At 54.4% G+C, this 22,854-nt stretch carries 18 protein-coding genes; 9 read left to right on the top strand and 9 right to left on the bottom strand.

What is annotated here, in order from left to right; translation table 11 throughout:
* Positions 1-7 precede the first annotated feature (7 nt).
* The 3 genes from ACIP21_RS20350 to ACIP21_RS20360 are packed head-to-tail and all read left to right on the top strand — an operon-like array spanning position 8 to position 3,157.
* Positions 8-1,759 (top strand): SIR2 family protein, encoded by a 1,752-nt coding sequence (locus ACIP21_RS20350; RefSeq protein WP_400691211.1) that lies wholly within the window; start codon positions 8-10, stop codon positions 1,757-1,759.
* A gap of 27 nt (positions 1,760-1,786) precedes the next feature.
* Entirely contained in the window at positions 1,787-2,836 is a 1,050-nt protein-coding gene (locus tag ACIP21_RS20355; RefSeq protein WP_400691214.1) for a DUF3800 domain-containing protein, read from the top strand.
* A gap of 18 nt (positions 2,837-2,854) precedes the next feature.
* Entirely contained in the window at positions 2,855-3,157 is a 303-nt protein-coding gene (locus ACIP21_RS20360) for a nucleotidyltransferase family protein (RefSeq protein ID WP_400691216.1), read from the top strand.
* A 60-nt stretch (positions 3,158-3,217) separates the two neighbouring features.
* Here ACIP21_RS20360 and ACIP21_RS20365 read toward each other — a convergent pair whose 3' ends face one another.
* From ACIP21_RS20365 to ACIP21_RS20375, 3 genes are all read right to left on the bottom strand, one after another.
* Entirely contained in the window at positions 3,218-3,967 is a 750-nt protein-coding gene (locus tag ACIP21_RS20365; protein ID WP_400691219.1) for an SIR2 family NAD-dependent protein deacylase, read from the bottom strand.
* Positions 3,968-5,129: 1,162 nt separating this feature from the next.
* The gene (locus tag ACIP21_RS20370) at positions 5,130-6,131 is read right to left on the bottom strand and encodes a metallophosphoesterase (protein WP_400691222.1); all 1,002 of its coding nucleotides are present in this window, start codon (positions 6,129-6,131) and stop codon (positions 5,130-5,132) included.
* 400 nt (positions 6,132-6,531) lie between these two features.
* Positions 6,532-7,149 carry a histidine phosphatase family protein gene (locus ACIP21_RS20375; RefSeq protein WP_400691225.1) on the bottom strand — a complete coding sequence of 206 codons (618 nt, stop codon included), beginning with the start codon at positions 7,147-7,149 and terminating at the stop codon, positions 6,532-6,534.
* Positions 7,150-7,299: 150 nt separating this feature from the next.
* Here ACIP21_RS20375 and ACIP21_RS20380 point away from each other — a divergent pair, with 150 nt between their 5' ends.
* Entirely contained in the window at positions 7,300-7,605 is a 306-nt protein-coding gene (locus tag ACIP21_RS20380; protein WP_400691227.1) for a hypothetical protein, read from the top strand.
* On the opposite strand, the gene ACIP21_RS20385 is transcribed toward ACIP21_RS20380, so the two are convergent.
* Positions 7,597-7,965 (bottom strand): helix-turn-helix transcriptional regulator, encoded by a 369-nt coding sequence (locus ACIP21_RS20385; protein WP_400691230.1) that lies wholly within the window; start codon positions 7,963-7,965, stop codon positions 7,597-7,599. The genes ACIP21_RS20380 and ACIP21_RS20385 overlap by 9 nt on opposite strands.
* A 198-nt stretch (positions 7,966-8,163) precedes the next feature.
* Between ACIP21_RS20385 and ACIP21_RS20390 the strand changes: the two genes are divergently transcribed.
* The gene (locus ACIP21_RS20390) at positions 8,164-8,409 is read left to right on the top strand and encodes a hypothetical protein (RefSeq protein WP_400691233.1); all 246 of its coding nucleotides are present in this window, start codon (positions 8,164-8,166) and stop codon (positions 8,407-8,409) included.
* Positions 8,410-8,859: 450 nt separating this feature from the next.
* On the opposite strand, the gene ACIP21_RS20395 is transcribed toward ACIP21_RS20390, so the two are convergent.
* The 3 genes from ACIP21_RS20395 to ACIP21_RS20405 form a co-directional block, all read right to left on the bottom strand.
* The gene (locus ACIP21_RS20395; protein ID WP_400691235.1) at positions 8,860-9,684 is read right to left on the bottom strand and encodes a hypothetical protein; all 825 of its coding nucleotides are present in this window, start codon (positions 9,682-9,684) and stop codon (positions 8,860-8,862) included.
* Between the two features lie 332 nt (positions 9,685-10,016).
* Positions 10,017-10,283: a hypothetical protein gene (locus ACIP21_RS20400; protein ID WP_400691238.1), complete on the bottom strand. Its 267-nt coding sequence runs from the start codon at positions 10,281-10,283 to the stop codon at positions 10,017-10,019.
* 187 nt (positions 10,284-10,470) lie between these two features.
* Positions 10,471-10,872 carry a helix-turn-helix domain-containing protein gene (locus tag ACIP21_RS20405; protein WP_400691241.1) on the bottom strand — a complete coding sequence of 134 codons (402 nt, stop codon included), beginning with the start codon at positions 10,870-10,872 and terminating at the stop codon, positions 10,471-10,473.
* A 398-nt stretch (positions 10,873-11,270) separates the two neighbouring features.
* Between ACIP21_RS20405 and ACIP21_RS20410 the strand changes: the two genes are divergently transcribed.
* On the top strand, positions 11,271-11,483 hold the full coding sequence (locus tag ACIP21_RS20410) for a hypothetical protein (protein WP_400691660.1): 213 nt from the start codon (positions 11,271-11,273) through the stop codon (positions 11,481-11,483).
* A 240-nt stretch (positions 11,484-11,723) separates the two neighbouring features.
* Here the strand turns inward: ACIP21_RS20410 and ACIP21_RS20415 are convergent, their stop codons facing one another.
* The gene (locus ACIP21_RS20415; protein ID WP_400691244.1) at positions 11,724-12,467 is read right to left on the bottom strand and encodes a hypothetical protein; all 744 of its coding nucleotides are present in this window, start codon (positions 12,465-12,467) and stop codon (positions 11,724-11,726) included.
* A gap of 286 nt (positions 12,468-12,753) precedes the next feature.
* On the opposite strand from ACIP21_RS20415, the gene ACIP21_RS20420 reads away from it, so the two are divergent.
* The 3 genes from ACIP21_RS20420 to ACIP21_RS20430 all read left to right on the top strand — a co-directional run bounded on the left by ACIP21_RS20420 (position 12,754) and on the right by ACIP21_RS20430 (position 21,549).
* On the top strand, positions 12,754-14,340 hold the full coding sequence (locus tag ACIP21_RS20420) for a hypothetical protein (RefSeq protein WP_400691246.1): 1,587 nt from the start codon (positions 12,754-12,756) through the stop codon (positions 14,338-14,340).
* Between the two features lie 6 nt (positions 14,341-14,346).
* Positions 14,347-17,016 (top strand): AAA family ATPase, encoded by a 2,670-nt coding sequence (locus ACIP21_RS20425; protein ID WP_400691249.1) that lies wholly within the window; start codon positions 14,347-14,349, stop codon positions 17,014-17,016.
* Between the two features lie 249 nt (positions 17,017-17,265).
* On the top strand, positions 17,266-21,549 hold the full coding sequence (locus tag ACIP21_RS20430) for an NACHT domain-containing protein (protein WP_400691252.1): 4,284 nt from the start codon (positions 17,266-17,268) through the stop codon (positions 21,547-21,549).
* A 420-nt stretch (positions 21,550-21,969) separates the two neighbouring features.
* Here ACIP21_RS20430 and ACIP21_RS20435 read toward each other — a convergent pair whose 3' ends face one another.
* Complete coding sequence (locus ACIP21_RS20435) at positions 21,970-22,749, bottom strand: HNH endonuclease (RefSeq protein ID WP_400691254.1); 780 nt, start codon at positions 22,747-22,749, stop codon at positions 21,970-21,972.
* Positions 22,750-22,854 lie beyond the last annotated feature (105 nt).

Below are 22,854 nucleotides of genomic sequence, written 5' to 3' on the forward strand. Positions count from 1 at the left end.
TTTTCACATGAGCATCACCAACACTGACGCGACCACCCAGCTCGCTTTTTCTATGTTTGAAAACCCAGGCGTCTATGCGGTATTGCTGGGCTCGGGTGTTTCACGAAGCGCTGGCATTCCAACTGGCTGGGAAATCACCTTGGATCTGGTGAGGAGGGCGGGGATCGCTGCTGGTGCTGGAGAGCAAGGCAATTGGCATAGCTGGTACGTCAATCGCCATAAACAGGAACCTAACTATTCCACCCTGCTGGAAGAGCTTGGTAGCACGCCTAAAGAACGGCAACGACTGATCGAAGGGTTTCTCAGTCCTACCGAGGATGAGCTTGAACAAGGTCTCAAGCTTCCCACTCCGGCCCATCGCGCAATCGCTGACCTTGTAAAGTCTGGCCACGTACGCGTGATCATCACCACCAACTTCGACAGATTGATGGAGAACGCCCTGCGTGATGTTGGTCTAGAGCCGACCGTAGTGAGTACCGCCGATGGCTTTGCTGGCGCGGAACCGCTAACCCATACAGATTGCTACATCCTCAAGCTTCATGGTGATTTCAAGGATGCTCGCATCCTGAACACAGACTCTGAGCTGAGTGAATATCCGGCAGCCTTCGATGCCCTGCTTGACAGAATTCTCGATGAGTTCGGACTGATCGTTGCTGGCTGGTCTGGCGATTGGGATCGCGCTCTTCGTGCAGCAATAATGCGTGCGCCCAACCGACGCTACTCATCTTACTGGCTAACCCGTGGAAAGCTGTCTGAGCGTGCACAAGAGCTGGTCTCTCATCGAAGAGCTACGCCCGCAATTGCTCCGGACGCCGATACATTCTTCCAGGAGCTCAGCTCAAAGGTCGCAACCATTCACGCATCTCGCCAGCCCAACCCCGCCAGTGTGGAACTGACGGTCGCGATGGCAAAGCGATACCTATCCAAATCCGAATATCGCATTCAGCTCGATGACCTTATCGTCAAAGAGGTCGAACGCACCACATTTGCATTGTCAGACATGTATGACTCAGATGGCGATGGAACGGGGGAGTTTGGAGATTGGGTGCTGCGTTACGAGGCTGCAACTGACCCCTTGGCACGCATAGCCGGAGTCATCGGACGCTGGGGTTCACAGCATGAACACAACCTAATTCTTGAGGTGATCCAGACACTGTTATCTAGGGCTTATGCAAGGCGCGTGGGGCATCAAGGATGGATTGAGCTTAAACGCTATCCGGCTGCCCTTGTTTTCTACGGATACGGCTTGGGCCTCACTCAAGCAGGGCGGTTAGCTGACCTGTATGCGCTCATGGAGCATCCCATTGCAAATCGAACCAACGTAAGGATACCCCTCACGGAGGAGCTCTCTCCATATTGTCTTGAAGACCTTACCGGAAGCAGGTCTTGGGAGTCATTGGTTCCGTCCAGAACGCTGTACGATCGCGTAGCCGAGGTTCTCATGCCAACTTGGGCGCCAAGCTTCGCAGGGCTTGCCGATCCAACCCAGCTTTACGAGCGCTTTGAATTGTTCTGCCTACTTCAGCTACTCAAGTACCGTGACATAGATGAGGAGTCGTTAGCCGATGGGATCAGGGTAAATCAGTTCAAACGATGGGTTCACGGGCGCTTGGGCATGATTTCCTCAGCAAGAAGGCGATTGTCAGAGGAGATGGCTGTCCCTGAGTTCAGGGCCCCGTTAGCCGACGCAGGATTTGGCTTCGGCAGTGGCACATACCTAGAGAAATTCTTTTCTGCGCTCCAGCGCGTGCATTATTGATTTCTCCCTTCAACCAGGAGCTAAGCAATGGAATGCTTCCGTATCGACGAGAGTGGCTATACGGGGTTCGACCTGTTGAACCAAGAACAACCGTTTCAGGGAGCGTCAGCCATAGCCATCACGGACGATGAGGCTGCTAGCCTGATACGTGAGCACTTTCCTAAGCTGCAAGCTCCTGAGCTGAAGTACCGAGCACTCTCCCGTCGAAAAGCCAACCACCCACGCTTGCTTGCCCTGATGCGGGACGTCCTGACCCATCACAAATGCGCAACACATTTATGCAACAAGCGTTTCCTGCTCCTACTCAAGTTCCTTGACTATGCGGTGGAGCCTTTCTACTACGAGAGAAATCTCGATTTTTACAAAAATGGCCAGAATTATTCGCTTGCGTCCATCTTGTATTACGTCGCCCCGCAACTTTTAGGCGAGCAGGCCATGGCGTCGCTGGAGAGAGCTTTTCAACACGCGATAAAGGTCAAAACTCCCGCAGCACTGGCCAACCTTGTAGCGAGCGTCCGCCAAACCAGATGGCAGGCTCTGCCTGAGGCGATGGGCCCATTGGCTCACTTCGCTGCACCAGAATGCCTCGCGGCAATAGCCACACCAGGCGTGACTACAGATATCGCGCTGGAAATTGTGATTGCCCTAATCACCAGGATGGAAGCCATGACTGATGGTGCATACCGTGTGGAACATGATCAGTCGAAGAACCTTCTGACTTACCATCACCTTCTGCAGCAGCAGATCGACCACCTTCATCATGCTGAATTTCGACAGTCGAAAATTGCGAGTATCCGATTTCCGCTAAAACTTACGGCAGTGACCCAAGTGGACTCGAAGAGCAGCCCAGCAGTACAGCTAGCCGATATTATGATTGGTGCAGTGGTTGAAGTGGCCAAGCGACTGAGCAATCGTATCAATGATGGCCTTGATCCCCAGGCCGTGCTGAGCTTGTATGCCGCGGATCAACTTATACACATGCTACCCTCGCTAGACATTGAGGGGCAGATGGCTTTTCGACAGGGCTCCCAAGCTTCCGCCTTGATCGACTACTACGCCAAACACTTTTCCGGATGATGAGCACGTGAGCAGAGCATGAAGCCATCCGACGCCATCGAAGGGAAAACCGAGGGCATCAAGCAAGCTGTCGAGTCCTACGGTTTCGTGAACGTCCGGATATTCGGCTCCGTTTGCCGCGGTGAAGACATTGAAGGCAGCGACCTCGACCTCCTCGTGACCATACCAGCTGAGCGGGTAGGGAGGATCTCCCTCTTCGACATCTTGGATCTTGAGTCGGCCCTGGAAGAGATGCTGGGGATACCGGTTGATATCAACGTCGCGAATAACATCCCTAACCACCTCAAGTCTGAGGTCGAGCGCTCTGCCATTTTCCTGTGATGGGTGCTGCGACTCGTTCCGATGGGGTAACGCTATCAGCCTATTCCGGCAAATTAGGGCTCATCCGAAAGCCTCCATGACCAGCGCTTGCATGGAAGACGCGGGCCCCTCCAGAAATTGTTCTTGGCTGCTGACCTCAAACCGTACCGGGTTGATATGAACTACCGTGGCACCAGCCCCTAGGGCACGCAAGGGCAGTTCCGCGGCTGGATAAACGACCCCGGACGTACCGATCGAGAAAAACAGGTCACAGTCACCTGCAGCCGCAAGGCCAGCGCTCCAGGCTGCTTCCGGAAGCATTTCTCCGAACCAAACGACTCCAGGTCTGACGTACCCATTACATGCATCGCACCGCGGTGGCTCAAGACGGCAACCATCCACGGGTAAGTCATCAGAAGGAAGGGGCGCTATGTGGGCATTGCCGCAGTCAATGCACCTAGGTGAATGAAGGCTACCGTGAACATGAATCACGTCCTGGCTCCCAGCCCGTTCATGCAGGTCATCCACATTCTGGGTCACGACTGTCAGCTTAGGAACGTGCTTAGCGAGTTCTGCTATAGCGAGATGAGCTGCATTCGGCTGCGCTTGGAGCACTTTCAACCTACGCCACTCATACCAACCCCAGCAGAGCTCAGGATCCGCACGGAACGCTTCGGCTGTCGCTAATTGAGCAGGGTCGAATTGAGACCAGAGACCAGTCAATGCATCTCTGAACGTTGGGATTCCACTTTCAGCGGATACGCCGGCGCCGGTGAAAATGACGACGTGCTTTGCTTCCCGCAACAGCTTAACGATGGTACTGAGGGGCATTGAGATATCCTGGAAACTCGTTTCCTGGAGGTTACCTGAGCCAGCCTGTTTGGTCATCGCGCGGCAGTGAGGGGGGCAAGCAGCAGCGCTCACGAAGAGTCGCAAAATTGTCCAGAAAACTAAGCTGGCGCTACGGCGCAGGTAAGGACGGGAGAGTGCTGCTCACATCAAATATAGCTGTATATGCATACAGTGCATTTATTAGCTACGGAGAAACTCGTACCAATTGGGCGTATTTTGCATCGCTGGCGCTGATTGAGCAGCACGGAGCAGACTATCCCCGCGCAGGCCCTCATTTTCTCGTAAGCCCCAGAACACGGGCCTCCCAGGCTAACTGAGCTGCCTTTTCTGGACACTTATAAGACGGCAGCGTGCAGTGAGTATCAGATTTGCGCACAGGAGATAGATACTGTATGCATATACAGCACATGCTGCACGCGGACAAATCATTGCGTCCGATGGGTAGCCGGTTCGTTTTCCGAGATGCTAGGGTGAAGCTCTCGAGACGCCATCCAACCCATCTAGAGGCACCAATGAAAAGGACAGGAAGTCGGCAGCGCGCAAGGGAAAGCATCGCGAGGATGATCGCAAAGATCCAGAGGCTCGAGACAGCACGTCACTCTGGGTATCCTGAAATCATTGAAAGACTGAAGGGTATGTTTGGAGCTGCGCGCAGGACGCAGCAGGGTGTCGAGTCGAACCGGCAAGTACAGCAGGGCAGATGACTTTGCCGAGCATGACTTACGTACCAATTCTCTGGGAAAGAACTGTCCGAGTTCCTAGGCGACGTGCTGGCGAAGAGGCAAGGATCTGCCCCTTTGATCAATCGCTGGCGCTTGCGGCCTTGTCGCCACTGAATAATCTCCGAAAATTTTCCACCTGAATCTGGCACACGTACCGCGTGCAAGCGGAGCACGCGAGGCATGAGGATCGAAGCCCTCCGGGCCAAGACGTATGCGAAGCGGGCGGCTTGGTTCACGAGAGCCGGCCCAACGGGCACGCCCAGAAATGCTCGAGATACCTATTCGTAGAGCTTAAGCCGACATACCGGCTTGCCGCACCTTGTCAGAATGAACGTGTTGCCTTTCTCTGCAAGCTTGAGCACACGACGAAAACGCCGACGCGCCTGGCTTATGCTCATCACGTACTCCATGCAAACCTCTCAACCTAACAACCGTCGAAGAAGCGCTTCGACCTGAGTGTTCTCATGCCTAGCACATAGCTCGTCGAGCTTGGCGCCCCGGCGCTCACCAGTCGCAAGGCTCAGCCCATGCAGCGCGTTTACCAGCCGTTGTTGCTCCTCAACACCTTCGCGAACGTCTTGCCACATCGAATTGACCAGCTTCGCAACCGACTCCAGCTCCGCCGCCATTACCTGCGTCTCGATGAGCTTGTTACTGTTCACCGTCGTTTTGAGAGCCCCGGCACGCCGCTCAAGCTCCTGGAGCTGCTCGCTCAGGCAATCAGCCTGGTCGATAGAGGTAGCAACACCATCAATGAAGATTTTGTCTTCCTGAATGCTGTAGATGGCCAGGGAGCCATCGCCGCCGCCGGTGACATCCAGCGCCAACACGTTGCCTAACCTTAATGGCCGTGGAATCCATGTATGGCCGGTGCAGACTCGCCATGCGCCCGGGACGCCTTCACGATGGTGCTTAACGATCCGATCTCGCCCCCACAGAGCGATCTCCTCCATTGCAGGATTCCCGAGTTGCTCAAGGAAGGTAGACCAGGCCATGCCCGTCGGCACATCAGCATGCACGACACCCACAACACCTCGATCCGACTGAACCTCAATGGCGATCGGCAAGCTCCGGAGCTTCCCAATGATCATCGCTTTGGACTCATCAGCAATCGTCATCCACCAGCCCGCGCCATGCGCAGAATAGCGAGCGTTGGGATTAGCCTCATAAGCGTCGATCAGCATTCGCTCGTGGTTGCCTTGGACGCTGAAGAACCAAGGCTCGCCGAGCAGCTTCAGCCCATCCAATACACCAGGCCCGCGGTCAATCAGATCGCCCACAGCGATCAGCCGATCCTTAGCTTTATCGAAGCCCAATGCGTGCAGCCCGCGGTGGAGGTCTGTGATTTTGAAGTGGATGTCTCCGACTACAAAGTCACGACCGTGGAGATTTTTCGGTAACTGGAGAACCTTAGAATTCATGGGGCAGGGTACGTCTCTGGTGCCATTATCGTTAAGTCGATAACCCACCTATTTTCCCCTCCTGGAACTCATTCGTCGAGGAAAACGGCCCCTTCAGCAACGCCCCGCGTAATGATCCCATATGGGAACATTAAGGGCGTTTTCAGGGGTTAATGATCCCAAAAGGGATCATTATGGAGAGCGCTGAGCTGGCGCTCAGACGAAAATATTTCGTCTTAATTTGGAGGATTCACACGACAACCAATGCTCAGTCGGAGCTAGCTGCACGGTATGGCGCACCGGACATTTCACCGCTCCAACAGTGGAATGAGACGATTGACCAACTGCTCGAGCAGGCATCGCATGTGAAAAGGGCGTGAAGATAAGGTCAGCAAAAAGCTGACGTTCGTAGTTGACGTATTCAACGACCGAGAGCCCAGTTTTTTCCGTCCGTATGCCGGCTGAGCGAGAACCCCTGGCAATTCGGGATATGGTTCGCTATCTCGTACTCACGCCAATCCAGCATTGCTTCACCGTCAATCACCTGCGGCTTTTTCTCGAGTAGCCAGCGCACGGTGTTAAGGTACTGACCATGCGAAAACACCACGATCTCATTGGCCGAGTGTTCTGCGATTAGGTCAAGGAAATGCACAGCCCTGGCCACGAGATCATGGAAAGACTCTGCTCCTACACCGTCCGAAAAGGCAGGATCTGATCTCTGCCAGAAAGCCTCGACCCAACCCCGCCGCTGTGCGACCGTCGTATCTACACAGCGTGCTGGCGCCAGGTAGGTGAATTCGTGAACCGGCCAAGTTTCGAAAGCAGCCTCGGGATAGAGTGCCGTGGTGGCCAGCGCGGTAGCTTGGGCGCGAAGGAACGGTGAGGCGAGAATGAGCCCTGGGGCGCTGGTGATCGACTGCGCGACGTTGCGGGCTTGCTCCAGGCCTTTTGCCGTCAAAGGAATGCTTGCGTGATCCCTAGTTGGCTCGCCAGCGTTGGCGGCGCTCTCACCGTGGCGTATCAGCCTGACGTTCTTCATTGACTCTCCTTCCTTGGCTTACGTTGCTTGGGTTGCGCCATGCTGGCATGGCACCGTATGGGATAGCCATGCGAAAGGGAGAGATCGTGAAGAGAGCGCTCTCTCTGGCAGAATGCAGAGTAGTGTGTTCGTTTTCTCTGGGGGAAACTCGTGCTGACATTTTCGGCGCTAAGGATACTGGCTCATGAAGCACCTCAAGATCTGATGAGCTGGTCGCGCTTCGTGGCGCAGACTGAGTTCGTCTGGCAACACCCCGCCTTGGTAACAGATGGAGAAGGGTGGCAGGCCCTCTGGTTTGAGATGGAGATCCTCAATGCCCTTGCCTTGGCCGAGTGGGAGCAGGACGGATCCCCTCAAGATTGGTCGCACCGGTGGGGGGAAGGGTACGAGCAGGATGCGCGCGCGTTGGTTCCTGAGATGATTGCTCTGATCGTCTACCCTGAATCATCAGAGTAATCCACCGCACAGACGAACTGTCGCGCAGCTATCAGGGGAACGTGAGCGGCCATCGGAAGCAACGTCCAGCCCAGGTACACCGCCATCACCTTGCAGGTGCTCGATTTCGCAGCGCAGGCTGTTAATGAGATCCACTGGAGGCCTACCGGTCTGCTCGCTCAGGGTGAGGGTCAGTATGGTCAATGGACTCAACTCCAGGCGTTGACTCACCTGCTCGAGCTTGTCCAACGTGATGCTTGCTCGAGCACCCTCCAGCTTGGACAGGAACGTCCGGCTCGTATCACCGAAATCTCGCTGCGAGATGTTCCGCTTGCTGCGAAGCGCGCGAAGACCAATGGCGAATGATGACTTTAGTGACATGTACAGCTCCTCCGCTTGAGCTGACAGCCTGCATCCACCCGCGTCGATTTTCTGCACTTACAGATTCGAAACCGGCTGCTTCGACAGTGGCAGCGTGGACGCAGAGGTCGCCCCAACACCAAGACACTGTTGATACATACAGTATATGCGGCTAAGCTCGCCAGGAGAACATTTGTATCCTCAGCAGCGATGACCGTTATGACGAACCCAGAACAAGCCGCCGACGACCGATTTTCCTTTTTTTCCCGAGAGGAGCTGCTCGAGCATCAGTGCCTTTTGCTGGAGAGCGAGCTCGCTCTTATGGGAGAAGAGCTGACGGCCTCTCGGGAGAAGATCGCCACATTGGTATTAACGTGGACAGGTATCAAGAACGAGCTTCAGCAGGCTGAGGCAGAGTTGAGCAAGGCTAGGTATCAACTTCAAGCAGGCAATACAGCACACTGATCGTCCAGGATGAGACTATCCCGGGTAGAAGTTGCTTGAGTGGGCCATCAGGCGCTGACCTTCTGCTTCAAGCAGATCGCGTACAAGGCCATGGCACTACAACAACGACACGTAAGGATGGCCTTTCTGTTCAGTTGCGCCGATTTCACCAGTTCTTGCCCAACGCATTCTTGCAACTGAGCTTTCAACCAAGCCGAGGTTGACCAACGTAGGCCGAGCCTCCCACCGTGCTGCAGATTTGCAATCTCAGCGCGCACGCACGCGATTAGATCGTCAGGATGCTCTCGGCTTTCTTCACTCAGACTCAGGTTCAAGAGCGTCAGCGGACTCAGCTCAAGACGGCGGCTGACTTGGTTAGCACTCACTACCGTGAAGCTGGATACGGTCGCTCTAAGCCGAAGACTGTGCTGATGGCCGGCTGTCTAGAAGCCGGCCATGCTAGTAGAGCCCTCACATGCCTGGTAGCTCATCGCCGAAAGATTTCGGATCGATTTTAAATTTAAACGTACCGTACTTCCCCAGCAGAAGTGCTTTAGTCGCTCCTTTGAAAACGGGCTCAATATCAATCCAATAAGAGCCCTTGTCGTCTTTCAACGCGTTGGCAGTGAGTTTGGCAATTGCCGTGCTCTCAGCGTCAGTGAATGAGAGGCACAAATCGTTAGACAAGGCTTGAGCCAGGGTCACGTGAGGGCGGTGATGATCGTCGACCCCGTTCGTGTGCCCCCAAGCGTCCCATCCCAATTTTTGGTCATGATCAGCTTCGTTCTCCAGATGGGTGATGATTACGCCGTCCTCTGCAATTGACCATTTGCCATCGCGTAGCACAAGGTCAATCGCTGCCTGTACGAAGAAGGCTCTCCCATAATAGGGAAGGTTGGGGTCTTGCTTTCCCCCGTAAGAGAACGATACGTGCAAGTCCAGCAAGCCCATTCTCTGATTGTAACAATGGGTATGCGTATAGAGTTCAGTGATGGTGAAGGCGCTTGCGTTGGTTTCCGAAATCTCCACTGAGAGCTGTCTTTCAAGCTCTAACTCGAATTTGGAGTAAACATTGTCAGCATGGATCGCTCTAGCGAAATCAGTAACGCCGAACGCAGCGAGCATCAAACGAGGATCTTGGGCGTTCCGCTTAGCGACGACCGAGAGCTCGTGGTAGGTAGCAAATCCAGCTTTCCGTGCGAGCATAATCTGAGCAGTAGAAAGCTTCATGCCGAACTTACGAGCATGCTTCTTGGCTTGATCTTTGAAAATGTTGAGCGGGGAAAAGTCAGACACGGCAATAGCTCCAAAACCGTCGACGCTTTGGGTACCGATTGCCTGTTAACCGGGCAGCGTCTGTTTAGGGACATGCCGAGATGATGCGGAAGGATGTATCTGATGGGCTATTGCTTCGCGAAACAGGCGCCAGGCGACCATCACCGCCTCGGGGCAATCATAGGGCAGGGGGCGTACATTGGCAATACCCTCTCTGAGTATCAACTCGCTCTCAGCCGGCAAGATAGAGCGGTTTCCCAGCCAGAAGCGCCTGGCGCCGTGCTACCTTCCCCTATTGTGGCTTCTTCCCTAGCAGTCTATTGGCTTGTGATCAACCTCAAGGTCGTCGTCGACTAGCCCATGTCTTTTATCGTTACACCTTGGCTCCGCCTCGTGAAAAGCCGCTTCACCGCCGCGCCGTAGGGTTTGACGAGGTTGCTGCAAATCCCAACAACAACACCACGCTCCTGGAGCATGACGGTTACTTTGATCGCGTCAGAGTATGCCCCGATGGAGTCGATCTCTGCATGCAGAGCAGTCTCGATCTCGTCCATGCATGACTGTGAGGGATGGATGCCCAGATGCTCGGCGATGCCTTGCAGATCTAGGCTCAACGTCATGATGAGATGCGCACTGAGATGCGCATTACCTGGTTGAGGGCGCCGGCCCTGCTTGATACCTTCCCGCGGTAATTGGCGGTACGGATTCGTTCTGTGGTTTATCCGCTATTCACCAGCTCTCACTTTGAACTTGTGATGACGGTAAGGCGATGCTTGGCCTACCGACACGTACATTTGATACGGACGGTCAATCCACGAAGGCGAGCTCTGCCTGCATGCAGTTCGACTCATGACCGCTCCTGGCTCTACGAGGCAAGAGACGCACTTGGTGGCCCAGCTCTGGGATCACTCGAAGGCCAGGCAAGCCATCTTCCTGCTGCAGACCTGCGATCTCTAACTGCAGCTTGGAAATCAGCTCAGAAGGAGGCTTACCGGTTTCCTCACTGAGCGTTAGGGTGAGGAGGGTAATTGGACTGAGCTCCAGGCGCCGACTGACCTGATCGAGCTTGTCCAGAGTGATGCTCGATTTACCCAGCTCCAGCTTGGAAAGGTAGGTACGGCTAGTAGTGTCAGCGAAATCTCTCTGGGTGATATTGCGCTTGCTACGCAGTGCACGAAGCACGCTGGCGAAGGAGGCTTTGAGCGTCATGCTTCAGTCTCGTCGGATGGCTATCTCGATAGGAGGCTACGTATTCAGCTTCCAGCCTACCACGGCTGGAAAATGAGAGCGTCCATGCGTATACCTTGAATGACGTCGCCATCGGTCTCCACTGGGCCGCTACTTGAGGACAAGAATGTGAATGTGGGCGAGTTGATCGAAGAGCTCCGCAAGTACGACCCTGACCTACAAGTTTTGATTCCGCGATCTGACTGCTCAGCATTGGAAGACGCCATTGCGTGTAACCCGGACGTCGTGCGCAAAGGGCGAATCATGGGTTACGAGTCTCTCAGCTGGTTCCTGGGAGAGGTCGATGATCCTGGCTCCGAAAACCATCAGGTTGTCGTCATCGACTCCAGTCTGCCTATCCCAACGTGAGGGAAGTGAAAATGAAGCCGAGGGAACTCAGCAAGGTCTTGATGCCGGATGACCCGATGTACACCGAGGCCGTCGAGGCCTTGAAGCGGTATCACGAGGCTCAATCCGGCGGCGTCACGGGTGTGGAGTTGGAGCGCTTACGGATGATTGCCGAGCTACAGTTCCAAGCGGTGACAGACTATCAGCTAGGTGCGCTCGGAGGGCCGCTCCCGAAAAATCAATAGCGGCGCGCCGTTAGGGGAGAAAGCGGCACGTTGAATCGACGGCGGTCGGCTAATACGTGGCCCCCCAAAAGCTCTCCCTGACTTGTCGAACCCGCTCAAGTCACCCGCGTGATCATCGTTAATTCGACCAATTGCTTGGCGCTTAAGAAAAACGGGGCGTTTGCGATTTCGAAGGGGCACGCAAGCATTCGGGATTCTGCTAACCATTGCCCTTGCTCTGGTACGTTTGGGGAATCGATTTCAATTCATTGCGAGGCGGTTGAATACCTCTCGGTAGATTTCACCATCAGCCAAAGCAAAGAGCAGCATCTCTACCTCATGGATGTGCCTGTCATCTCCCCAGAGATCCTTGCTCACCTTGCGCACGATGGAAAGGTACAGAAGGTATGCATCTTGATCTGATACAAAATGCTTTTTTCTCATGCTTTTTGGATCACTGCCTTCCCCAGGGATCAACCGCTCTGCCAGCAGCAGTGTGGTGATGTCCAGCATCTTCAGCCGCGTGTTGCGACCTTCAGGCATCGGGAAAATAGGATGCTTCGCACCTGTGAGGTAATTGATGGCGTTCAGAGAGTACGCAACGCGAGCATCATAGATACATGCCCAATCTGGGCAGACTATAGACGCCCATTTTGACCAACTGCTGATGAGCTTGAAGGACGGCTTAAACCCAGCTGGCATCGTTGTGGAGCCCCGGTGAGAGGAGAAGAGCTCCAGCGTCTCGTTGACCTTCGAAAAGCGCGTAATGCCACCCCACACCTTGATGAAATAGGTCGCTACTCGGCCATGCTCAGCTTCGCAGCAGGTTGAGAGCACAAGATCTCTAAGACCTGCTTTCAGCTCAAGGGTGCGTTCGAAAGAGTTTTTTCCTGAAAAATCGATACCAAACTCTGAGCTCGCGAAGTGGTCATCGAACGTCCAATCGTAAAGAGACGGGAGATCATCTTTCTTCTTCCGCAGAAATTCCGCTACAGCTCTATCCATTATCTGTCCGCCATTAGCAATGACGCACACGATAGCAAAAGGACATTGCTACTTGTGTACTGAGCTGGCGATTTGAGCACACGCGCTTCGGGAGCCGCCCTTACCCAAATCCCTCCAAGCCGATCGACCGCATCGTGACAAGCGCGTCCGAGGGAGGAAAGAATCCGTGAAATGAGTAAGAAGCTTAGAGCTTCCGACGCCCGCATGCGGATTAACACCGGTGCGTCGATAGTGTCTATTTGATGTTAAAATAGTGCCATTTGCCATCATGGGAACGGACTCACAAATGACTGATCTTTCTATCCTCCATCAACATCAGCATTTCGTCGATCCAGAAGCATTGCAGGATCAAGGGCAACAAGAGCTTCAAGCAGACCGTCTTGGAGTTGAAGGGTTTTCCAATGACGCAGCCGCTCTGCAAACGGGGGCCATGGTCACCTCGTTTCTCAAGTCCTACGAAAAGCATAAAGACCTCGTTCCCTTAGATCATTGGCTGACTCAAGAGCTTCAGAGACATGTCTTGAGCTGGAATCATCCTGGGGAAGCTCGGGAAATTGCACTTGAGATCATTGAAAGCACTGAGGTCGCAAATCGGCTCCATGGCTCGCTTCAAACCCATCTCGAGAAGGGTAACAGCGAATCCAGCTGGTTAGCTCGACGCCTTGAGGAGAGCGCCGCAACTCAAGGCAACGTAGAGCTGACAGCCTATGCGGCTCGTATTGATCGTGCCCTAGCGGACGCAACCAATGATGCGTTGAGCACCATCCTTCGTAAGGACGGAGGGGTCAGCCAGGCCTATAACCTTGATGGCTTCATTGCTGAGCAACACCATGCTTCGACCTTCAATATCGACGCTGCTGCCCAAGGAAGCTCATACCGAGCAAAGGTGTTAACGCCTGAAGCCGGGAATGGTGGGTTCGGCAAGAACTCGATGGATATTGGGATCTACGATAAGAACGGAAAGCTGGTTCGCCGTTATCAGTCCAAGTACGGTCAGGACGCTGAGTCCACCGGCGCTCTGTTCGAGAAGGGCGATTACCGAGGGCAGCGCAAGCTCGTACCCAAGGGGCACGGAGATGAAGTACATAACTCCAGCGAAACCATCAGTATCGATGGCGTCAGCTCACGGCCGCTCACCAAGGAAGAAGCCAAGCAGTTGCAGGAGCGTGCTCAGCGCGAGCAAGAAGCACGTCAATACGAATGGAGTGATGCTAACCGACTGACGGTTGCAAAGCAGATCGGCAAACAGGCATTGATCAGTGCTGGACTCGTTGCTGGCTTACAAGGGATTCGAGTCCTAGGACGCAGAATCTGGAATGGTCTTAGTGGGCAAGAAAACGCTGCGCTGACAGAAGACTTGCAGGAGTTCCTGAGCAGCAGTGCCAAGGGAGCAACGCAGGCCGGGGTTCAAGTTGCTGTAAGCGGCGCGCTAGTCGTCGCAGTGAAAAATGGCTGGCTTAAGGTTGGTAAGAACACCCCAGCAGGTGTAATCGCGAACATGGCACACCTCGGTCTGGAAAATGCCAAGTGTCTCTACCGCTTTGCGAAGGGCGAGCTCAGCGGTACTGAGGCGGTAGACGCAATGGGGCAGGTCAGTACCAGCGGGGTAGTTTCACTCTTGGCTGCAACAAAAGGGGCATCGGAGGGAGCTGCACTTGGTGCTTGCTTCGGCCCTGTCGGTATCGCCGCCGGGGGGGTAATTGGCGGCGTTGTTGGGGGCCTCGCAGGAAATGTTGCTGGGGAGGCGATCTACGAGGCAGGCAAACGAATCGTCAAGGCGGGCGCCAAGGTAGTCGTTAGTACCGTTGCTGCAGTCTGCGAAGGTGCGAGCCGTGTCGCAAACAAAGTCTTCGACGCATTAAAGTTCTGGTGATCAATGATGAGTAACCTAAAGCAACAGCTCTGTCAGCATGTCCATGCAGGATCCCCAGCAATCTATCTTGTCAGCACCGAGGAAGAGCGCGTCGATGATTTCATCAGAGACCTAGTACCAGCACTGTCCATGAGGCGCGTCCAAGAGTGGAACATGGGGCACGGATGGGTAAAATTTGATACCAAACGACCGCTCGCTTCTGATTTGCGTTCAGCGCGGACAGATCTCGAGACGTGCCTGCTCGAATTACTCGATGATGACGAACTCGATGGCTGCCTCATCGTTGTAAAGGACGCGAATCAGGCACTTGAGCAGAACCCTCTCGCCGCGGCTCGCCTCAAGCAGCTGTTAAATCGAATTGAACGGCATCACAACGCCCAGTGTGTTGTGCTTCTGGTAGGAGTGGCATTCGCGATCCCTAGCTCGCTTGAGTCCCTAGTCACATTGCTGAATTTGCCCCTGCCAGACCGTGGCACCATTCGCCAATTACTCAGTGAGATTCTCACAGAGAACGAGGCGGTTATCCCCGATCATTTGAGTGCAGGCATCATCTCTGGCTTAAGCGGGCTGACCGCTAGGGAGGTGCGGCAGGTACTCAGAATGGCCGTGAGACCAGGTGAGCCGATCACTCAATCCGATTTCGCTATGATTCTCTCCGAGAAGAAGCAGATCATCGCCAAGAGCGGTGTCCTGGAGATGGTCGACGCGAACGTACGTGCTTCTGATATCGGAGGTCTACACCGACTCAAGGAGTGGCTGCAGCAACGTGGCCAGGTACTCCAGCGATTGGATCAGGCACTCGCGAGCGGCGTTACTCCACCCAAAGGAGTGCTCATCGCCGGTATGCCTGGCTGCGGCAAATCATTAACTGCAAAGGTTGCAGCTGACCTGTTCCAGATGCCCCTGCTGCGCTTGGACATTGGCTCCCTTCTCGGTAAGTACGTAGGCGAGTCAGAGCACAATATGCGTCGTGCATTGTCGATGGCGGAGACAGTCAGTCCCTGCATCCTTTGGGTTGATGAGCTCGAGAAAGCGTTCGTCGGTATGGGCAATTCAGGCTCCGAGGTGTCATCGCGGCTCTTGGGTTATTTTCTTACATGGATGCAGGAAAAGTCCGGAGCAGTCTTTGTCATCGCTACAGCGAACGACATCACAGCTCTTCCTCCAGAGCTGCTTCGGAAAGGGCGGTTTGATGAAATTTTCTACGTGGGCTTTCCTAGCGGAGAAGAGCGGAAATCGATCCTTGAGATTCACCTGACCAAAGCGAAGCAGACCAGCGAAGGTCTGGATCTTGATGTGCTAGTGGATGCCTGCCGCGATTACTGCGGAGCGGATATTGAGAATGCGGTTGGGGAGGCAGTCACGACCGCATTCATTGACAACAAAGCTCTGGATCAGCAGCTTCTGCTCAACGCAATTCAATCCACTGTGTCGCTGCGAGAGACGCTCCGGGAGCAAGTAGGTCGCTATGAGGAGCTATTCGAAAAGCTGAAATTACGTCCTGCGTCTAATCAGGGAGGCATGAGCGTCGCCCAGATGATTCGTATGGCGGACGACCCTAACCAGCTCAAACGTGAGGATGTGGCTAAATCAAGAGATTGCCCAACTGACCTCCTCGAAAAATTGGTCACAGACCCACAGATTGCCGTTCAGAAGGCGGTCTACGCCAATCCGCGTTGCCCTGAGCGCCTGCTGTCAATTCGGATCAACATCCGGCCTGGGGCGCCAGACTTCAATTCGGAGCTGCTCCAGCTAGCCAGTGAAAATCAGAACGCCCCGCTGGATCTCCTCTCGCACCATCTTAAGGACAGAAGCTTTGAAGCAGGGATCCGTTTCGCAATTGCCAAAAGTGGGCATGCGCTTGGGCTGGCTGAATTTCTCATCGCTGATGATGACGTAAAAGTCCGTGCGGCTCTCGCTGGGTGCATTGGTTTACCCGAGGCACATCAACTCAAGCTCAGCTATGAGTACGCCAACCAAGTCGGAGAGGCACTCGCCGCCAATCCAAGCCTTTGCAATGCGGCAATGGAGAACATTTTTCCCCGACTCCGGGATAAGCAAAAAATAAACCTCGCTAAATGCGCTGGATTAAGCCACGACACCATGATGGCCCTAGCGGAGGATGACAACCAACTGGTGAGACAGTCTGTTGCAGGAAATTCCGATCTACCGGAGAGTCTCCAGATGACACTCGCCGAGGACGAGGACGATGGAGTCCTTGATGCACTTGCCAACAATCCGCGGCTTACCGAGGCCGCGCGGTCGCTCGTGCTTGAGTCCAATCATGGGCAAGTCAGTACGTATTTGGACATGGCTCGAGTGGTTGATGACAACTCGATACTGAAGGAGTTGGATGAAAAATCTGTCGAGTTCAAGAAGGATCTTGCGAGCCGACCAGGGCTTCCCGATTACATGCAAGTCGCTCTCGCTAGCGATGAGAATCTGAACGTCAGACTAGCGATGGTTAGGAATGCTGAGCTCTGTAAGGTCGCAAGGGATGTCCTAGAGAAGAGCGACTCGACACTTATTAAACAAGCGCTAGGGTTGCCAACAACTGGTCTATGGGGGGGGCATTGGGGCAACATCGCTAAGATTTTTTCCGAGACCGCAGCCATAGCCACCAAAGCCAGAGCCGAGGAGGCGATCAAATGGCTGGATGAGAACTCCAAAAAATAGGCCCAGGGCGCGCCCCAAGTTCTGGAACGTGGGAAATTGTGGGCTTGGAGTGCTGTCCTGGTCTGACTGCTAGCTTGGCCGGTTCCGCCGGCCCAGCTATTCGCAGGTGTAGTTGAGGCGATCAACGTGGCGCTCACGGAACTTTGTCGCACGACCGCGATGGGCACCGATGCTGGCGCCAATCAGGTAGGATGGCAGAGCCTCTGCAGCCCATCTCGGGACTGTACCTGACCTGCTTGAGATCCTTCTATGACTGGGCATTCGGACGCCTTCATTCAACTCAATCGTACCTTCTCCAAAATCGTCCTCGATGCAGATATCGACGACGACGCAGACCTAAACGCCAGACACAACAGAGCAGGAAAACTCTTCTGGCCTGACCTGTTGAGCCATCACCGCGTAATCCTGCTATCCGAGGCAGGCTCAGGTAAGACTGAAGAGATCAGGAATGTCGCTCGACAGCTCCGGGGTGAAGGAAAGCCAGCATTTTTTCTCCGAATTGAGCACATCAAAGACTTCTTCGAAGGCGCATTTGAAGAAGGTACACACGATGAATTCATCACCTGGTGCAGCTCGGGTACAGAAGGCTGGATCCTTATGGATTCAGTTGATGAAGCGAAGCTGCGAAGCCCGCTCGACTTTGAGGTGGCCATACGTAAGCTCGGCTTGTATGCAAAGAAGGTAGGTGACAATGCTCACATCGTTATCACCAGTAGGCTTTCTGCCTGGCGCCCCAAAACTGATCTTGCGCTGTGCCAAAGAGAGTTTCCGTTCGCACCCGGCTCCGGTGATGCAGCAGAAGGCACAGACACTGCAGGCCCCTTCATGCTGGTCACCTTGGACGACATCCAGGGAGAGCAAATTGACACATTCTTGAGAGCTAACGGCGTTGAGGACGTGGATAGCTTCAAAGCTGCTATTGAGCGAACCGAAGCGAACGGGCTCACAACCCGCCCGTTGGACTTCCTTGAACTCGTCCTCTTCTGGAAATCTCAGGGAAAGATTGGATCTCGCTACGACCTGATGCGTAGCAGCATTGAACGGCGGCTCCAGGAGCATGATACGAACAGATCACATGCCAAGCCGATAGCTCCCAATAAACTCCGCCACGGAGCAAGACTGGCTGCCCTGGCTACTACGTTGGCTCAAACGTCCGCTATTCGGATCCCTGATGGAAACCGAAACACTAGAGGGATGCCGCTAGATGGAATTCTCGGTGATTGGACTGAGGTCGAATGCGAGGCCTTGCTCAGCCGGCCTATTTTCGATGAAGGAATCTATGGCACCACGCGTTTTCACCATCGCTCAGTAAGGGAGTACCTCACTGCAGAGTGGCTACACCATCAAATCCTAAGCGAAGCCTCGCGTGCCAGGGTTGAAGGCCTCTTTTTCAAGACGCATTACGGCCGTGAGGTCATAGAGCCAACGATGCGACCTGTTTTGCCATGGCTCGCATTGTTTGATGAACGCATCCGGGAACGAGCTATCCGTGTCGCTCCGGAGATTTTCTTCGAGGACGGTGATCCTAGGCATCTCCCGAGCGACTCGCGGCGTGTAATTCTCCGGCGAGTGTGTAAGACGCTGGCCCGGCCTGCACACGATTGGACAGTCACTGAGCACACGGCTGTTCAGTTGTTCGCGCACACCGACCTTGCGGAAGTCGTAAATGAGCTCCTTGCCGAATATCGCGACCAGAGCCACATCGTTTCGTTTCTGCTTGATATGGTTGCCCAGGCCAGGATGATCGCTGTGGTTCCTGACGCAGTGCAATACGCACTTAACACCAAAGATAACCGTGTCAAGGTGGCTGCGATCCGTGCAGTCAAAGAGGCAGGTTCTGCAGATGACTTCGCTAGCCTGCGAATAGAAATGCTGGCGCGAACCTCCAAATTCGGGCGTGACTGCTTGGCAGAGCTTCTAGAAAACCTCCCGATGGATGAGGTGTGGATTCGGTGGCTTATAGACTCTCTGTCACGTTCTGCACGTAAGCCCAGCTACAGCAGCAGCGATGAGCTCGCTTTCGCGATCTCGGACGTCGTGGACGCATCCCCAACAGAGCTCCTTCATCTATTTCTTGAAGGCGTGGATGAGCTTTTTGATAAGGCTCCCGCAATTGATCGCGGCTACTGCGAGATCTCTAAACGCTTTTCCTGGTTGGCAGAACCCGCCGCTCAGGCCGCGCTGCGCCTCCTGAAATCCAAAGATGCGAAGGCTATGGAGCCGCGCGTGCTGTCTGTACTGCGAAAGCTTTCTCGCTTAGACAGCTACAACGACCTTGCCGACAGGAATGCGATCACGGAAGTGAGGGAGCTCGTGCCGATTTGGCCCGAAATGGATCATCTACTGTTCTGGCATGATGTCATCGAAACGCGCAAAAGCGCGGAGAAGGCTATTGCCGACACCTGGGATCTCGGCGGTTTCCGGCATCTATGGACATACAACACCCAAAATTTTGAGCGTGCATGCGCTGACATTACACAGAAGACAGAACTCGATGATCAGCTCATGGCATTGAGTCTGGCGTTTCACATCTACCAGGAAGCTGGTCGTCCTGCGACCTGGCCCGAGCAACTTGAAACCTCGTGTGGGGGGCGTCTGGAGCTCCTTTCAAAGCTGGAGTCCCTTAGCAAACCTCAGTCGAGCGAGATGACTAAGTTTGAGCGTCGTCAAGCGGAGCTGAAGGAGAAGCAGGAACGTCGAGAGGCCAAGGAGCAAGCAGAGTGGCAATCTTGGAAAGAGGGTTTAGCCGGAAATCTCGCATGCTTGCTTGGCTCCTCCACACCAGGCGCTATCACCAACGCCCAACATACTCTTGATCGCAAGAGGCGCTCACTGGCGACAGGCACAGGCAAGAGCTCACAGGGTGACTGGGCTTCCCTGATTCCAGAGTTTGGAGAACCAATTGCTAAGGCCTTCCGAGAAGGCGCCATCAGGTTTTGGAGGACTGCGCCTCAGAAGTTACCAAGCGAAGGAGGGCACGCCTTTGTACCATCAGCGACTGTATCATTCGGCCTAACTGGACTCGCGATAGAGACCACAGAACAGCCAGATCTCTTTTCACTTATGACCGTCGCCGAGGCTGACATAGCGGCGCGTTTTGGCTTGCTCGATCTCGGCTTCCCGACTTGGCTATCGAACCTGTTCTCTTACCATCCTGGTGCCGTTGCGGGACTCGCTCTCCAGGAGATTGAGAGCGAACTCAGTGCTGCTCCAGGTGAGTCGCACCACCACTGCATATTAGAAAAGGTGCGAAGGGGTGGCGCCTGGATGTCCGACCATATCGCCCCGTCACTCATCTCGCGGCTGGAGAAACCACTCGGAAGCGTCGCCGGTCTTCAGCTGGCGCTGAGCATCTTGAATGATTCGTCCATTGCTGATGACGCGATTTCGAGGTTGGCCAGTGTGATGGCTCTCCCCAGTAGCGCGCCTGAGATAGCAGCCACATGGTTTGCTGCTTGGATCGGGACGCAGCCAATCGTTGCAATCCCGGCTCTAGCGCAATACCTCGAAGCACTGACATCTGAGGAGGACAAGACAAAACTCATGATGCTCTGCCTGACGGTTATTGCAGGTAACCGCAACGGTAGCCGCTGCCGTCAACAGTACAAAGCCCCTGAGCAAGCTGCGGATTTGTATCTACTGGCCAGCAAGTACATACGAGTTGAAGATGATATCGACCGCCTAGGAAAGGGCGTCTACTCGCCTGGTCTGCGCGATGACGCTCAGGACGTAAGAAATGGTCTCCTAAACATTATTCGGGACACCTCTGGACATGAAGCTTTTCTCGCACTCGAGAAAATTGCTTTTGAACATCCAGCACAACGTCTACGAGCCTGGAGCGCGTTTTACACGGAGCAAAGAGCCACTGCAGATTCAAAATCTTCGCCTTGGGAACCCGCGGATGTAGTCGACTTCCAAAACCAACTTGAAAAGGCACCAGCTAACCACCGCGAGCTATGGAGCCTTGCGATTGACCGCCTCCACGATTTGAAGCATGACCTCGAAAATGGAGACTCGAGCATTGCGGAAATCCTGCTGCTCGCTAACCAAGAGACTGCCCTTCGCAAATATATCGGAAACTGGTGTAGAGATCGTGCGGGCGCACGCTACGTCATTCCGCAGGAGGAGCAGCTCGCAGATGACAAACGCCCGGACTTCAGAATGCATAGCAGCCGATTCGATGGACCAGTGCCTATCGAGCTGAAGCTTGCTGACAAATGGCCTGGGTCGCGGTTGTTCGAGCGACTTGAGAATCAGCTGGGCGGAGACTACCTGCGCGACACGCGCTCTAGCTGCGGGATATTCTTAGTGGTGAATCAAGGAGGCAGACGAATTTGGGAGACACCGAAGGGCCGATTAGCTTTTGACGAGCTCGTTATGGCACTGCAGGATGAATGGCAGTCCTTGGCCCCTAAATATCCAAACGTAGCCGACATCAAGGTCATCGGCATTGACCTTACCAAGCGAGGAGGGAAGGCAGCGGCAAAAGCTATCAAAGCCAACCAGGCGAAAGCCGGGCAGAGGGAGGAGTAGACCATGCCCGGCCTGATTGAACGAGAGCGCCAACTCAGACAGCTGTGTAGGCTCTCTCTCATCTCCGCCCTGGCGCCCATGAGGCGGTAGCTGTCTTCCAGGAGTAGAGAGGTTACGAGTTCATCGCTTCTGCGTACTTTCAGAGCAATGCACCATCTGCAAGCGCCTCTCTCTATCACCGCGTGCTAATCGCACTTGATGAAGATGTAGGCCTTCCCTGTATCAGTATCGACAACAGAGCCTTTCCGATGAGCATAGAAGAGGCGCTATGGCTGATGGAAAATCTTCAGATCGCCGGAAACCTCGCAGCGATGGCTGACGAATAGGCTTAGAAGCCCGAGGCTTGGGGGTTGTAACGTAATTTTTGGAATGTAACGTCGACCACGTTACATTCCAAAAACCGCGTTACAAACCATGAGATCAAGCCACAGGGGCGGAGCGCCTCTTTGCTTCAGCCAGGTGTTCTTTAAGCTTCGCAATGCTCATAACCTCCGATCCACGATGCACCACCGCATGGCAATTCGGGCACAGCGGGATCAAATCCTTTATTGGATCAAGCTTGTACTCTCCGCCGATCGTACTCAAAGGAACGATGTGGTGGACATGGATAAGCCCCTCGGCAACCTCGCCGTAAACCAGTCCGAAGTCGAATTCGCACGCAGCGCAAACCGCCTTGTGGTGATCAATACATGCAGCCCTAGCCTGAGCGCTACGCTCATAGGCATTAACCGTTACCTCTCGGACAGCGCCCTCAATGTATAACTCGGGCTGACTGACCTCCTCAGGGAGTGCAGGCATCGGCAGCTCGTCGTACGCAAACCAGTCGCCATCCTGCTTCAATAGCCATTTACGCGTGATGGAGCGCTCAAAATCTTTGATCTTTGCAGGGCCAGCACCGTCCTCATCCTGGCGCTCATCCGAGTGTGTAATCTTGAACGTATAGAGTTCGTATCTTTCCTCTCCAACCAACCTGAGATGCTCGACGCTCTGCGAGTAACCATGATTGCGACGCCCATTCTCGATTTCCCAATCCTCGCTGAGGATGAGCGAACGACCGCCACTTATGTGGATATCCCATGCGCCAAAAATGATCTTGCGCTCCTGGTGATTCACAAACGACCAGCTCCAAGTCCAGTTGTTACACGTCGCCCCCAAGGACTCTATGAACGCTTTGCGGCTTGGGTAGTAAGGAGTAGTCATACGCAGATCCTGTGCGTGGAGTGCCGGAAGGAGTGGTGAGGGACGTACGGAACGTGACGGAGTCGACAACGTTAGCGCTTCGCTTATAGCATCAGGCCACACGGC

This window comes from Pseudomonas sp. NPDC089401, assembly GCF_044749485.1.
Classification (GTDB): Bacteria; Pseudomonadota; Gammaproteobacteria; order Pseudomonadales; family Pseudomonadaceae; genus Aquipseudomonas.